General features: G+C 56.3%; 10 protein-coding genes. 8 read left to right on the forward strand and 2 right to left on the reverse strand.

Annotated features, from left to right (window positions below; translation table 11 throughout):
- From AC1D0I_RS07755 to AC1D0I_RS07780, 6 genes are all read left to right on the forward strand, one after another.
- The gene (locus tag AC1D0I_RS07755; RefSeq protein WP_477307692.1) at window positions 1-981 is read left to right on the forward strand and encodes a glycosyltransferase family 2 protein; all 981 of its coding nucleotides are present in this window, start codon (window positions 1-3) and stop codon (window positions 979-981) included.
- On the forward strand, window positions 968-1,882 hold the full coding sequence (locus AC1D0I_RS07760; RefSeq protein ID WP_477307690.1) for a lysylphosphatidylglycerol synthase domain-containing protein: 915 nt from the start codon (window positions 968-970) through the stop codon (window positions 1,880-1,882). The genes AC1D0I_RS07755 and AC1D0I_RS07760 overlap by 14 nt, the downstream gene beginning before the upstream one ends.
- A gap of 151 nt (window positions 1,883-2,033) precedes the next feature.
- Window positions 2,034-3,077 carry an NAD-dependent epimerase/dehydratase family protein gene (locus AC1D0I_RS07765; protein WP_477226433.1) on the forward strand — a complete coding sequence of 348 codons (1,044 nt, stop codon included), beginning with the start codon at window positions 2,034-2,036 and terminating at the stop codon, window positions 3,075-3,077.
- A gap of 51 nt (window positions 3,078-3,128) precedes the next feature.
- Complete coding sequence (locus AC1D0I_RS07770) at window positions 3,129-5,102, forward strand: rhamnan synthesis F family protein (RefSeq protein ID WP_477394158.1); 1,974 nt, start codon at window positions 3,129-3,131, stop codon at window positions 5,100-5,102.
- A 415-nt stretch (window positions 5,103-5,517) separates the two neighbouring features.
- Window positions 5,518-6,615, forward strand: coding sequence for an acyltransferase family protein (locus AC1D0I_RS07775; RefSeq protein WP_477394160.1), 1,098 nt, complete (start codon window positions 5,518-5,520; stop codon window positions 6,613-6,615).
- A 324-nt stretch (window positions 6,616-6,939) separates the two neighbouring features.
- Window positions 6,940-8,781, forward strand: coding sequence for a rhamnan synthesis F family protein (locus AC1D0I_RS07780; RefSeq protein WP_477394162.1), 1,842 nt, complete (start codon window positions 6,940-6,942; stop codon window positions 8,779-8,781).
- A gap of 124 nt (window positions 8,782-8,905) precedes the next feature.
- Here AC1D0I_RS07780 and AC1D0I_RS07785 read toward each other — a convergent pair whose 3' ends face one another.
- On the reverse strand, window positions 8,906-9,478 hold the full coding sequence (locus AC1D0I_RS07785; RefSeq protein WP_477226139.1) for an ABC transporter ATP-binding protein: 573 nt from the start codon (window positions 9,476-9,478) through the stop codon (window positions 8,906-8,908).
- Between the two features lie 134 nt (window positions 9,479-9,612).
- Window positions 9,613-10,404 (reverse strand): ABC transporter permease, encoded by a 792-nt coding sequence (locus tag AC1D0I_RS07790; protein ID WP_477226140.1) that lies wholly within the window; start codon window positions 10,402-10,404, stop codon window positions 9,613-9,615.
- A gap of 341 nt (window positions 10,405-10,745) precedes the next feature.
- Between AC1D0I_RS07790 and AC1D0I_RS07795 the strand changes: the two genes are divergently transcribed.
- Together AC1D0I_RS07795 and AC1D0I_RS07800 are read left to right on the forward strand one after the other, a co-directional pair.
- A complete protein-coding gene (locus AC1D0I_RS07795; RefSeq protein ID WP_477394164.1) occupies window positions 10,746-12,734 on the forward strand; it encodes an SDR family NAD(P)-dependent oxidoreductase in 1,989 nt (662 codons plus the stop codon).
- Window positions 12,735-12,975: 241 nt separating this feature from the next.
- The gene (locus AC1D0I_RS07800; RefSeq protein WP_477394166.1) at window positions 12,976-13,908 is read left to right on the forward strand and encodes a glycosyltransferase family 2 protein; all 933 of its coding nucleotides are present in this window, start codon (window positions 12,976-12,978) and stop codon (window positions 13,906-13,908) included.
- The last annotated feature ends 48 nt before the right edge of the window (window positions 13,909-13,956 follow it).

Here is a 13,956-nt window from a genome sequence, read left to right on the forward strand (position 1 = left end):
GTGCAGACAGTCTCGATACTGGTGCCTGTAAAGGACGAGCAAGACACTGTTCAGGCTTTGATTGCCCAGATCGAGGCCGCCTTCGAGCAGATCGATGCCGCCTCGCTCGAGGAGGTCATCTTTGTTGACGACGGCAGTCGGGACAATACCTGGAAGGAGATTCTGGCCGCCACCAAGGCTTACCCCCATGTAAAGGGCGTTCGGCTTCGGAGGAATTTCGGCAAGGCAGCCGCGCTGCAGGCAGGGATCTCCAACGCGTCGGGCAATATCATCGTCACGATGGATGGAGACCTGCAGGACGACCCGAAGGAAATTTCACGTTTTCTGGACGAAATCCGAGAGGGCTCCGATGTCGTTTCGGGTTGGAAGCAGGTGCGCCACGATCCGCTCGGCAAGACGCTGCCCTCAAAGCTGTTCAATCGAGTGACGGCCAAGGTCACCGGCGTCAGCCTGCACGATTTCAACTGCGGCTTTAAAGCCTATCGCTCCGAGGTCTTTGACAACATCCGCCTCTATGGCGAGCTTCATCGCTTCGTTCCAGCCCTGGCCTACGCGACTGGTTTCAAGGTCAGTGAGATCGTCGTGCAGCACCACCCGCGCCGATTTGGAAAATCCAAATATGGGGTTGGTCGCCTGCTCAAGGGCTTCCTGGACTTGCTCACAGTCGTGACCATCACGAAGTTCAATTCGCGCCCCGGCCATCTTTTCGGTGGCTTGGGTGTGGCCGTCTTCTCGATCGGCTTCCTGATTTTCCTGTTTCTCTGTGCGCGGTGGTTTGGCGGTGAAGCCATTGGCGGCCGGCCGTTGCTGCTTGTTTCGACACTCTTGATGATCGTCGGGGTGCAGTTCACGCTGTTTGGCATGGTCGCCGAGTTGATTGTTGCGACCCGTGGCAATCGCGACCCGGGCATTGTCGCCGAAATTGCAAGTTCCGACGGCAGGCTGCCTGTGAAGCCGATCGGCGCTCGTGCCGAACTCTAGGATCATTCGCGCCGGCGGTACCGTCATTGCCATTGCGGCAATGTACTTTGTCATACGCTCCGTCTACGGATATGCCGATCAGCTCGCCGATATGCTGCAGCGTCCTCGGTTCGTTGCTGTGGTCGTGTCCTGTGCGCTTCTTTACGCGCTCGCTCTGCAGCTGGTGGGCTTTGCCTGGTTCACCCTGTTGGTTTCGGTCGGAGAAAAGGCAATCTCCGCGGTCCGTGCAATGCGCGTTTTCGCGCGCACCCAAGTCTACAAATATCTGCCGACCAACGTCATCCATCTCGTCGGACGCTTTGTCCTGGCGGCCCGATATGGTGCTGCAAAGGATGCGCTTTCTTACGCGCAGGTGATGGAGATTGTTTTGATGGTCCTCGCCTCCGGAAGCGTGGCACTGCTCTTCTCCTTCTCCTTCCTGCTCAAGATCGGTGAGGACTACGGAATAAGCCGCTATCTGGCATCAGCAGTCTATATCGGCGCCGGACTGGCGGCCCTTATGCTGGCCCCCCTCGTTGCGGGCCGATATTTCAAGCAGAGCCGAAAACACCTCGCATTTTCGATGGCTGCGATCAGCGTCGCTTGCTACGGCCTATTTTTCCTTGCGAATGGCCTGATCGTCGTCCTCCTTGTCCATGTGCTGTACGGACCCACGATCGAGTGGCAGATGGTGATCGGGGTCTCAGCCGCCGGCTGGTTGCTTGGTTTTGTTGTGCCTGGGGCTCCCGGCGGTTTGGGTGTGAGGGAAGCGGTTTTCATCGCGGGCCTTTCCTCGATCGGCATACCCGCGGCCGCGGCCACCGCCGTTGCGGTTACGCATCGGATTATCACCCTTCTGGGCGATGTTCTGTTGTCGGCTGGCGAGTTTGGCTATCGAAAATGGACCGCAGAACCAGATTAGCGCATGGCATTGCGCGTGGCTGCCCGAATGCGACACCTCAAATCCAATTCCACCGGAGAGGTGCTCTATACCTGTTCAAATGAGGTTGACGCTGATAACGAACAGCCTGGTTAATGGAACACGGAATGCTGCTTGAATGCCCAAGACATGTATGGTTACCGGTGGAGCCGGATTCATTGGATGCGCGTTGTCCACCAAATTGGCAGATCGCTTCGATCGCGTAGTTGTCATCGACAGTTTGCATCCGCAGATTCACGCTGAGCGAAAGCGCCCTGCCGAACTTGATCCTCGCGTTGAGCTCATGGTTGCGGATGTGACGGAGGCTTCCACCTGGGCGCAGGCATTGGAAACCACCCGACCTGAAGTTGTCGTGCATCTGGCGGCTGAAACGGGCACGGGACAGTCGCTCACAGAGGCTTCTCGCCACGCGATAGCAAATGTCCTCGGCACAACCCGCATGTTGGATGCCTTCGCCACGGTATCRCATGTTCCCGAGCGCTTTGTCCTGGCTTCGAGCCGCGCCGTCTACGGAGAAGGGGCATGGCGGTCCAGAAATCCGGGAGAGGTAACCTATCCGGGTCAGCGATCGAAGCAGCAGCTTGAACGCGCGGAATGGGATTTTCCCGGGCTTGAGCCTCTGCCGATGGACGCGGAAAAAACGATACCGAATCCAACCAGCATCTACGGAGCCACCAAACTAACCCAGGAACAGATATTGCGAGCTTGGGCTCTTTCGTTCGGGACAACCGTCAACGTGCTCCGCCTCCAGAACGTATACGGTCCTGGCCAGTCCTTGACGAACAGCTACACGGGAATTGTGTCGTTGTTCATCAGGATGGCCAAGGAAGGCAAGAGCATTCCGATCTACGAAGACGGGGATATCGGAAGGGATTTTGTCTTCATCGACGATGTCGCCTCGGCGATTGACAAGGCCACGAGAACAAATCTGTCGCAATCGTTCGCCTATGATGTCGGCACTGGCTACAAGACCACGGTTCTCGATCTGGCGAGGATCATCGCAAAGCGGTATGGGGCGCCGGAGCCGCACGTCAACGGCATGTTCCGCAACGGCGACGTGCGGTGCGCTGTCGCCAATATCGACAGGACGGTCCGCGAACTGGAATGGCGACCTTTGAAAAGTGTGGGCGAGGGGATCGACCAGCTTTCCGAATGGATAGATGCACAGCTCGGCTAGAATTTGGGCTCTGCTGGTTTGGAAAATCTGGATTTCTTGAGGGGACGACGAATGAGCTCTGTATTGCGTCGTGTTGCTGTGTTTTCTCTGTATAATGAACGCGGCATCGCGGACGAGTATGTCATATTTTTACTGACCAAACTGAGAGAATTGGTTGAAAGAATTGTCGTTGTCTCCAACGGCAATCTTTCAAAACATTCTGAAGTGGCGGTGGCAAAAGTATGTGATCAGCTCCTGATTCGTAAGAACGAGGGATTTGATGTCGGTGGATACAAGGCCGGAATCGAAGCCATCGGCTTTGATGAGCTTTCCAAGTATGACGAACTTATCCTGCTGAACGATACTTGCTACGGACCTCTTTTCCCCTTTTCAGAAATGTTTTCGGAAATGGAAGGGCGGAACACTGATTTCTGGGGCGCTTCTGCCCATCGGGAAATGACGCCAAACCCATTTACCGGAACAGGCCATCTGCCCCGTCATCTCACGGCAAACTTCATTGCAATTCGCAACGAGATGCTGAAGTCGCGCGCCTTCAAAAGATATTGGGAGAACCTGCCGGAGATAAAAACCTACACCGATGCTGTTCTGCTTCATGAGTCGCAGTTTACCAAGCATTTTACAGACCTTGGCTATTCCGCGGAAGCATATGTTGATCCGGATCAGTATGGCTCGCACTATCCGGCGTTCATCAACGTCGACGAAACAATCATCAACCGCTTCCCCCTGCTGAAGCGGCGAACGTTTTTTCACGATCCGACTTTTCTGGAGCACAATGCCGTCGATCTGCCGCGCGCTTTGCGGATACTTAAAGAGACGTCCGACTACGACGTTAATTTGATTTGGCGCAACGTTCTGCGCGTTTCGGAATTGAGGAACCTCAACAGCAACGCGGCGCTGATGAGCGTCCTGCCGGACAAGCGGATCAAGGATGACGACGCTGCTGCCGACTACGGCAAGGTGGCCGTCTGCGCGCATATTTACTACACCGAGTTGCTCGACGAGTTGCTGGCGCTGACCGAGAACATTCCGGTTCCCTATGACTTCATTGCCACCACGAATACGCCGGAAAAGAAGGCCGAGATCGAAGCCGCCTTGGCAAAGCGACCTGGCGTGAAGAAGGCCATCGTCCGCGTTGTCGAGCAGAACCGCGGTCGTGACATGTCGTCGCTTTTCATCTCCTTCCGAGATCTGTTCATCGACGATCGCTATGACCTCGTCTGCCGTTTGCATACAAAAAAATCGCCTCAAGTGCAGTCGTCGAGAGGCAATCTGTTCAAGCGGCACATGCTCGACAATCTGCTGAATACCCGCGGTTACGTGCAGAATGTTTTGGACATGTTTCACGACAATCCTTCAGTCGGCGTCGCCATTCCGCCGATCTTTCATATCTCTTACCCGACCATGGGGCACTCGTGGTTTGTCAACAAGCCAAGGGCCGAGGAAACGGCGCGCCTGTTGAACATCGACGTCAAGTTCGATGACACCACTCCGGTGGCAGCCTATGGCACCATGTTCTGGTTCCGGCCGCGCGCGCTGCGCAAAATGTTCGAACACAAATGGAAATGGGAAGAGTTCAATGCCGAGCCCGATCATATTGACGGAGGCTTGGCTCACGTGCTGGAGCGGCTGATCACCTACTCTGCTCAGGATGCCGGATTTACCACGCAGCACATTATGTGCGCGCATCAGGTGGCGCACAACTACAGCATGCTGGAGTTCAAGATGCAAAGGCTTGTCGGCATGCTGCCACTGCACGACTTCCCGTGGCATGCTCATCTGTTGTCTGAGTGGAAGAACGCCGGTTATCCCTTGGGGGCGTCAACGATGCAGATTCCAATGACGCCAGCGACGCAGACGGCGCTGACGTCAGGGCCGCAGACGTCAGTGAAACACGCTCTGGCCAGACTCAATTTCGCCATCAAGAGCTCTCTGAAGTTCAGATCGCCTATTTTGTTCAGAATCCTCAGACCGTTCTATCGCGGCATAAGGGCGGTCCTGAAGCCAATTCTCGGCGTACTTCTGTAGCGGAAAAGAGTGGCGCTTTTCCTGCAGCCTACATTGATGCGCACGCTTGGCAATTCACCGCCCCGATGTTCCGATCCGGAACAGAGGCACTTGCCAATCTCGGCCTCATTGGGCTGGACATGCAGCAAGTCAATGCCACGCCGCACCTTTTGAATTTCGCGCAATCTTAGAGCGACGGCTGGGGCCGAAGGCGCGGGAACAGATTTGACCGCAGCCAATGGTATGCTGTCCGCCGCCGATAGTTCTCCCGGTGTCGACGGGTGGCGCCGGCCTTGACGTAGCGCCTTTGCCGATGCCCCTCGCAAAGCCGACAGGTTGCGTAGCCGCCTTGTTCCAAGTAGGGGTGCTGCTAAAATCTCCGTGAGGTCCTAAATTGGCAGGCAGGTACAACGCAGCTCCAAATCGGGTGCCCTTCTTGGACGCCTTGCGTGGGCTGGCAGCCATTTGGGTCGTCGTTGTGCACGTAGCGATGCTTCCATCTCCGCGTCTTCAAGTTGCACCGTTTCTCGATCTGTTTGTCGTAAACGGCACCATGGGAGTGGAACTGTTTTTCGTGGTGAGTGCGTTTTCACTCTGCCTCAGTATGCCGGTTCATGATCGGGAAGTTCGACCGATTCTGGGGTTCGCGCTTCGCCGTTTTTTTAGGATTGCTCCCCTATTTTACTTGATGATCCTGGTCATGTGCATTCACAATTTCAGCGGCGTAAAGATCGACGGCAAATCGATCCTATTGAATATGACATTTCTGTTTAATCTGGTTCCAGGCTACCAGACGTCCATTGTTCCGGCGGGTTGGACGGTTGGCGTGGAAATGGTATTTTACATGATATTCCCCTTGTTGTATCGGTTTTCTAATGGTGTAATTCTATCGGTTTCGGTATTTTTTGTTTCAATATGCATAGCCACCCTTTTCTTTATGAATATAAATTTATTTGTTGCTGATCCATTCAATTACTATCTGTATTCAATTCTTTATCGAGCTCCGATTTTTACATTCGGCCTTATCGCTTTCTATTTGCTGCCGATATTGGAAAAGCGTCCGGAAAGGAAGCAGATAGGGTTGGCCCTACTGACGTTTGTGCCTGTGATGTTTTTTGCAATCACCGCAAATAAGGTTGCGATATTCGACAAGTATTATTGGGAAGGGGTGATGTTTGGTGCGTTGGTGGTCGGGCTCGGCCTTCTCCCCGTTGCTGTCATCGTCAATCCTGTTTCGGCATGGCTGGGGAGAATCAGTTACTCGGTCTATCTGCTTCACAGCATTTTTATCGTCGTGCTCATTCCGACCATGAGGTCGATCCAGGGGATGGTCGAGAGTCCAACGATTGCTTTCATACTCAGTCTGACGATGACTTTAGCCTTGGTGATCCCGTCTGCCTTCCTGCTCAATTATTTCGTTGAAGATCCAGTCAACAAATGGGGCAAGCGCTTTTCGTCTCGGGTCGCCGGCCGCAAAAACGTCGGCGCGCTTGCAACGGGGGAGCCGGTTCTCGCTGAGTCTTCAAGGGGGTAGGCCGCTTGTCCATTCCCAAGGCTTCTTTGGAGGTAACTCCGGTTACCTTCTGCATGGCTTATGTGTGGGGTCATTTGGCACGCCGCATGTCTGCGCCGGACAGGATCGCGTCCCTCCGGCCTTTTTTATCGGCATCGAATGGTCTAATGCGTGCACCTGATGTCCTCTGCAGGATAGCGCCCATATCACGGACTTCGACGAGACGACCCGGAGACATCATCCCTCGATGACGCCTGGGTGGCAGGATGCGGTCAACGCCTCTTTCGGTCCGGTATCGGGGCGCTCCAATTTCAAGTGCTATATGCACCAAAGAGAGATACGTCGATGAGGCGTCTGGCTATCGCATTTTACTACGACCAGCACGGCAAGATAGATGAGTATTATTTTCACCTGATTGCATCGATCAAACCTTTTGTTGAGAAGGTTTTGGTGGTTTGCAACGGTCCGGTGGACAAAGAGGCCGAATCTCGCCTTTCCGAGGCCGCCGACAGCTTCCTGATCAGGGAAAACAAAGGGTTCGATGTGTGGGCCTATCGGACTGCGCTCGAACATATCGGGTGGGACGAACTTTCGAACTTCGACGAGATCTTGCTCTTCAACCACACCTTCTACGGGCCGATTTTCCCTTTCTCGGAAATGTTCTCGGAGATGGACCAGCGTCAGTGTGATTTCTGGGGGATCTCCGCTCACGGGGCGATGAGGCCCAATCCGATCGACGTCAGAAAGGCGGAGCTGCCCTTCCATCTCAACTCCCATTTCATCGCGGTGCGGCGGTCCCTGCATCAGTCAAAGGCGTTTCGGGATTATTGGACCAAGATGGGGCCCATCAACTCCTACATGGACTCAATCGCGAAGCATGAGACGGTGTTCACAGGGCATTTCCAGGCCCTGGGCTATGCCTGTTCGGTTTTGCTCGATCCCGCACGATACAAGACGTCATATCCAGTGCTGATGGAGCCGGACAAAACGCTGGAGGATCGCAGCCCGATCCTGAAGAAGCGGCTGTTTTTTCATGACACGCTGTTCCTCGAGCGCGAGGCCATCAATCTGCCGCGCGCGCTGGAGATCATAGACAACCAATCCGATTATGATCTGTCGCTGATATGGAAGAGCGTTGGCCGCCTGGGCCCGCCTCGTACGCTAAATGGCAACGCTGCGTTGCTCTCCGTCCTGCCGGATGTACAGGTCGGTCCGCAAAGGAACTGGGACGACTATCGGATAGCGGTTCTCGCGCACGTATATCACGTCGACATGATCGACGAGATTCTAGGCTACACCGAAAACGTGCCGAAGGGCTACGACCTGATCATCACGACCGACAATGCAAACAAGCAGGCGTTGATCCAGCAAGCAATCGCAAAGGCGCAGAACGTCGGAAATGCCGTCGTTCTGGTTGTCGAGAACGACGGCAGGGATACCTCCGCTCTCCTCATCGGGTGCCGCGATTACGTGCTCGAAGACCGTTACGACCTGATCTGCCGGATACATTCCAAGCAATCTTCCCAAGACGGCGCCAAGGGGGAACTGTTCAAGCTTCACACCCTTGAAAACCTTCTTCACACGCCTGGATATGTCTCGAATTTGCTTGAGCTTTTTGCCAGAAATCCGGCGCTTGGTCTTGTCATGCCGCCAATGATTCATATCGGCTACCCGACCATTGGAAACTCATGGTTTGGCAACAAGGACAACGTCCAAAAGATAGCCAAACAGCTGGATCTGATCGTGCATCTGGATGCCAATTCGCCCGTGGCGCCTTACGGTGGAATGTACTGGTTTCGTCCTGCCGCTCTCAGCAAGCTTTTCGAACATAAGTGGACCTGGGACGACTTCGCCAACATGGATTATCGGGATGGGAGTTTGGTCCACGCCATAGAGCGGATCATTGCCTATGTCGCGATCGACGCCGGATACACCTTCCGGCATGTGGTGACCGCGAGGAATGCGGCTCACAACTACGTCATGTTGGAAGCCAAATTGCAGGCATTGTTAGCGGACGGAGCGCCAGCGGAATTCGGAAACTTGGGAGTGGCAAGGTCCTTTCGTGGCCTTCTCTTCTCGATCAAGAGATCGATCGTGACCACATCGCCAACTGCGTTCAGGATCCTCAGGCCGATCTACCGCGGTCTGCGAAGGATGATCACGCTTGGTCGCGGCGCGACAAACTAAGCTCACCCCATGGCCAATTCACTCGGGAAAGGCTCCAGGCGACCTAGGTGAATTTCGCTCAGGCGATATCCCATTTGAGGTTTCGGCACCCGAGGATAGGAGGCCAATCAATCGCGAGGCGCTGTTAAGTCAGCGACTCTACCCGGCCAGCTCGAAGCGTCATCTTCTTCGTGCAAACGCGCTGGATGAGCGACTCGTCGTGGCTGGCCAGCACGATGATACCGGCCTTTTCCGCCAACTCGTCCATGCGTCGCTTGGCTTTTTCCTGGAATGACGCGTCGCCGGCGCCGATCCATTCATCCATCAGCAGAATTTCAGGTTCAAGCGCGGTCGCCGCTGCAAATGCCAGCCGTGCCGCCATGCCCTGGCTGTAAGCCTTGAACGGCAGGTCGATGAAATCGCCCAGCTCGCTGAAATCGATTATTTCTTCCATCTTCTCTTCGATCTCGGCCAGCGTCCAACCGCTGATCAGCCCCCTCAGCACGATGTTTCTGCGCCCGGTGGCCTCTGGACGAAACCCTATGCTGATGTTGAACAAGGCATCGACCTTGCCCGCGATCGATATCGTGCCGCCCGATGGCTGGTAGATTCCGTAGAGAACCTTGAGCAGGGTGGTCTTACCGGCGCCATTCGGGCCGACGAGCCCCAGCCGGTCGCCCGCCTTGAGTTCGAAACTGACATCGTCGAGCGCCTGCACGACCTGCTTGGTGCCCGACTTCGATATGTTGCCGCCGAGAGCGCTCCGACGCCGGCCAGGCGCCGAAAGCGTCAACTTTTCGAACAGGCGATAAACGAGGCTGACATTGTTCAGTTTGATGGAGGTCATGGAACTCAGATCAGGAAAACGATGCGCTTGCGATAAAGGCCCAGCAGCAGCAACGCAAGGGCCCAGACGCCGAGACAAACGTAGCCTGTCACCGTCAACGCATGCGTCGGAAAGATGCCCGCCGTGATCGGCTCACGCACGCCCTCCAGGAAGTAGGTGAACGGGTTCCAATGATAGGCGTATTTTTGAACGCCCTCTTGCCCGCTGTAGACCCAGAAGACCGGCGTCAGGAACATGCCCACCCGCATCAGGTTCCCGACGATGAACTCACTATCGGGAAAGAAGGCGCCCAAGAACGCAAAGACCGTGACAAGCGCAGGAGTGGCCACGACGATGAGCAACAGGCCCAGCAACGACAGCAGCCAGTTTGTGTTGATCCCGTAACCGGCCAGCAGCAAAATAAGAACGCAACCCGCCAACGAATAACCAGCCCGGATGATGCATTGCATCGTCAATCGCATCACATATACGAACAACGGCAGCGTCGTGCCTTGAATGAAGCTCGCCTCGCGCTGGAAGAGTGACACGCTCATGGTGATGGTTTCGGTGAGGTAGAACCACACCAGCATGCCGATGGCGACATAGGCTATGTAGCTTGGGTCGCTGGCGTCCTTGGTCACGAAAACGAAGACAAATGTGCCGACGAAAGCAAAATAATTGACCAGCATCCAAAGCGGACCCAGGGTCGTGCGCCTGTGCTGGTCGCCGATGTCCTCATGGGCGAGCGCGACCCAGACCCGGTGCAACCGCACGGCCTTGGAGATATCGTCAAAAGCGCCGTTTAGTGCCGCAATCATCGTTGGGAGTATCGCAATCTGCTTTTTTCCAGCGCTTGGTTTTTCCGGCGCTTCATCGCTTCAAGGCCCGTGACGAACCACCACGGAGCTCTTAATAGCCATTGCGACGTGCTTATGGCAACGCACTGCGTTTTAATGTCGCGAGTTGGGCGTCGGGTCCGATCGCTTGCCCTCGCGCTCTCTTGAAAAAACATCTAGCTATGACTTCGAGGCCGCAGTATGCGATACAACAGGGCAGGGGCCAGGGATAGCACTTTGAAAGAGCGATCGGCCACGAAGCATATTCGTGCTCGCACCTTGGTGATGTTGATGTCCGTGAGCCTGGAGTCTAGTGCAGTCCAATGAATTCTTACCTCGAAGCTGTATTCGGACTCAGGCCGGAAATGCGGCGCGCCTTCATCATGGTCCAGGACGTGGTCATGGTCCTTGTCGCTGTGGCGCTCAGCCTTGTGCTTTCGCGGTCGAATCTTTCGTTCGATCCGCTCTCCAACCAGGGTTTGGGAACCTGGGGGGGCATTGTCGTCATCAGCCATCTCCTGTTCAGATATTGTGGTCTCTACAAGACCGTTTGGCGCTTCGCTTCGACGCCCGACTTTTTCAATATCTTGAAGAGCTGCGCAATTTTGACGTTGGCTCTGTACGCCACGTCAATGCTGGCTCGTTCCTTCCAGCCTGTGCAGGGGCTCAACGAGCGCCAGTTCATCGTCTTCTTCCTCGTCTCCTTCACGATCATATCGGCGCCCCGGCTGTTCTACCGCTTCCTGCGTGACGGCGCGAGCTGGGGCATTCTGAGCACCAAGACCGGCAAGACGCAGGCCAAGCAGGCGTTGTTCGTTGGCCGGCTCGGCGAAGCCGACCTGATCATTCGCTTCACGCGCACGGCGGAGCCGGCGGACTATTCCATCGCCGGGATCATGGCGACCGAGCGCGCCGTACAATTGGGCACGCGGATTCAAGGTGTTCCCGTGGTGGCGACCCGACCGCGGCTGATCGACGTCCTGGAAGACTATGCGACAGGCACCGAAAGCCTGGACTTGCTGATTTTCGGCAGTGGCGCCGAGCACGAGATCGAGGAGTATTCGGAACTCGTCCGCGTCGCCCGGCATGGCGACATAAGTGTGGTGCAGTTCTCAGGTCTTTCGGAACTGGAACAGCAGGGAAAACTGGTTCTCGACGCGGTCGAGATGGAAACGATCCTACGCCGCCCGACAGTGCCTTCCGATGTCGAGCGTATCGGGACCTTTATTGGCGGCAAGCGCGTTCTGGTGACGGGCGGTGCCGGGTCGATCGGCCGAACATTGGTCAAACGGTCGTTGGAACTGGGGGCGGAGGCGGTGCTCGTCGCCGACAACTCCGAGTTCGGCATCTTCCAGTTGAGCCAGTACATTGACGAGAAGGACCACGACCGCCTCAAGGTCCGCATCGTCGATGTCGCGGATCGGCGCCAGATAACGCGTGTCGTCACGGAATTCAGACCGGACATCGTCTTTCACGCCGCAGCGCTCAAGCATGTTCCGCTGCTCGAGGAAAACTGGGATTCGGCCATCCAGACCAATGTCTTCGGCACGCTTGTCTGTGCTGAAGTCGCCGCCAAATGCGGGGTTGCCCAGTTTGTCCTGATATCGAGCGACAAGGCGGTGGATCCCTCATCGGTGCTTGGCGTGACAAAGCGGGCTGCCGAACAGATCATCAGCGCCTTGCATGGGCCCCCCACAAGCGAGCCGGGCGCGCGTCGTTCGGTCACCAAGTTCGTGGCCGTTCGCTTCGGCAATGTCTTTGGCAGCAACGGTTCGGTGGCGACCATATTCCAGGCGCAGATCGAGGCCGGAGGGCCGGTCACCATCACGGACCGGCGCATGACACGCTATTTCATGACAGTGGCCGAAGCCGTCGATCTCGTCATCATGTCGGCCGCCGATGCCGCATCGCGGCAAAGCGGGGACGATTATGCCGTCTATATGCTCGACATGGGCAAGCCGGTGCCGATCCTTGAAGTGGCCGAAACAATGATCCGCCTGTCCGGAAAGAGCCCTTACACGGACATCCCGATCCGGTTCACCGGTATAAGGCCGGGCGAGAAACTCCACGAAATGCTGCATGGCGAGGATGAGGAACTCGTCGAACTCGGCATTTCGAAGATCTTCGGCCTGAGCACGGATGTCGTGGAATGGTCGGATGTCCAGGCCGCGCTGACAGCGCTGCAGCAGTCGGTCAAGAACCAGGACAAGGATGGTGCGCTGGCCGTGCTGGCAGGCCTTGACCAGGCCAAGAAGGCCAGGGGGAGCATCCATCAGGCCGTGATCCCGAAAACGGCCCGCCAAGCGACCTAGCCCGATCCAGAAGCGATCTTGATCGTGGATCGGACAAACCTAGAGCAATTCCAGGATAAATGTGAAAACGGTTTTCGATCCGGAATTGCGTCAAAACAAAGAGATAGAGCAATTCCAGGAAAAGTGTGAAACGGTTTTCCGTCCGGAATTGCGTCGAAACAAGAGATTGAGCGGTTCTGCGTTTGCGTGAAACGATGAACCGCTCTAGCCATTCCAGGCATTTGCAGGGTGTTTGAAGCTCGTGAGCAAAGAAGATCCGCGCATCGCAGTCCTGATGGGCACGAAAGACGGCGCCGCCTTCATCGATGAGCAACTGCAATCCGTGCTCGCGCAGTCGCACCCTCTGATCGACCTGTGGATCTCCGACGATGGCTCCGTCGATGACACGATTGCTATCATCGAGACGTGGAAATCCCGCTGGCCCAAGGGTCGAGTGACCCTGGTGGAAGGGCCGCGGCAAGGCTTCGCCCCCAATTTCCGGTCGATGATCCTTGATCGGCGTATCGATGCGGACTGCTATGCCTTCTGTGACCAGGACGATATCTGGGAGCCCGACCGGCTGGAGAGCGCTGTCCGCTGGATGCAGGCTTATGACGCAAGAATCCCGCTGATGTTTTGCTCGCGAACCGCGACCATGACCGAATCCGGAAGCCTCGTCGGCCATTCGCCGCTGTTTCGCCGGGCGCCATCCTTTCGCAACGCGCTTGTGCAAAGCATCGCCGGCGGCAACACCATCCTGCTCAACGCCGCGGCCCGCGACCTGCTGGCCAGGGCCTCAGCGCAAACCGAGTTCGTCAGCCACGACTGGTGGGCCTATCTCATCGTGACCGCCGCCGGCGGCATCGTCCGCTACGATCCGCGGCCGCTGGTGCGCTACCGTCAGCATGCGGCAAACCTGGTTGGCGCCAACGTATCGTGGAGGGCGAGGGTCTCCCGGCTTGGCCGTCTGTTCAAGGGCGACTTTGCCGGCTGGACGGATCGCAATCTTGACGGACTTGCCGTCAACCGAGACCTGCTGACCGAGGATGCAGCGGCGTGCGTCGACCTGTTCACAAAAGGGCGGCAGGGCAATCTTTTCCAGCGTTTGGGCGGCTTGCGCAAAAGCGGGGTCTATCGGCAGACACTTGCCGGCACCCTGGGGCTCTATCTCGCATTCATCCTGGGGCGCATCTGAGCATCGAACGGATGCATGGTGTGCTTGGCCAGGAGATGACCTCATGCT

Source organism: Mesorhizobium sp. P2_D1 (genome assembly GCF_056404455.1).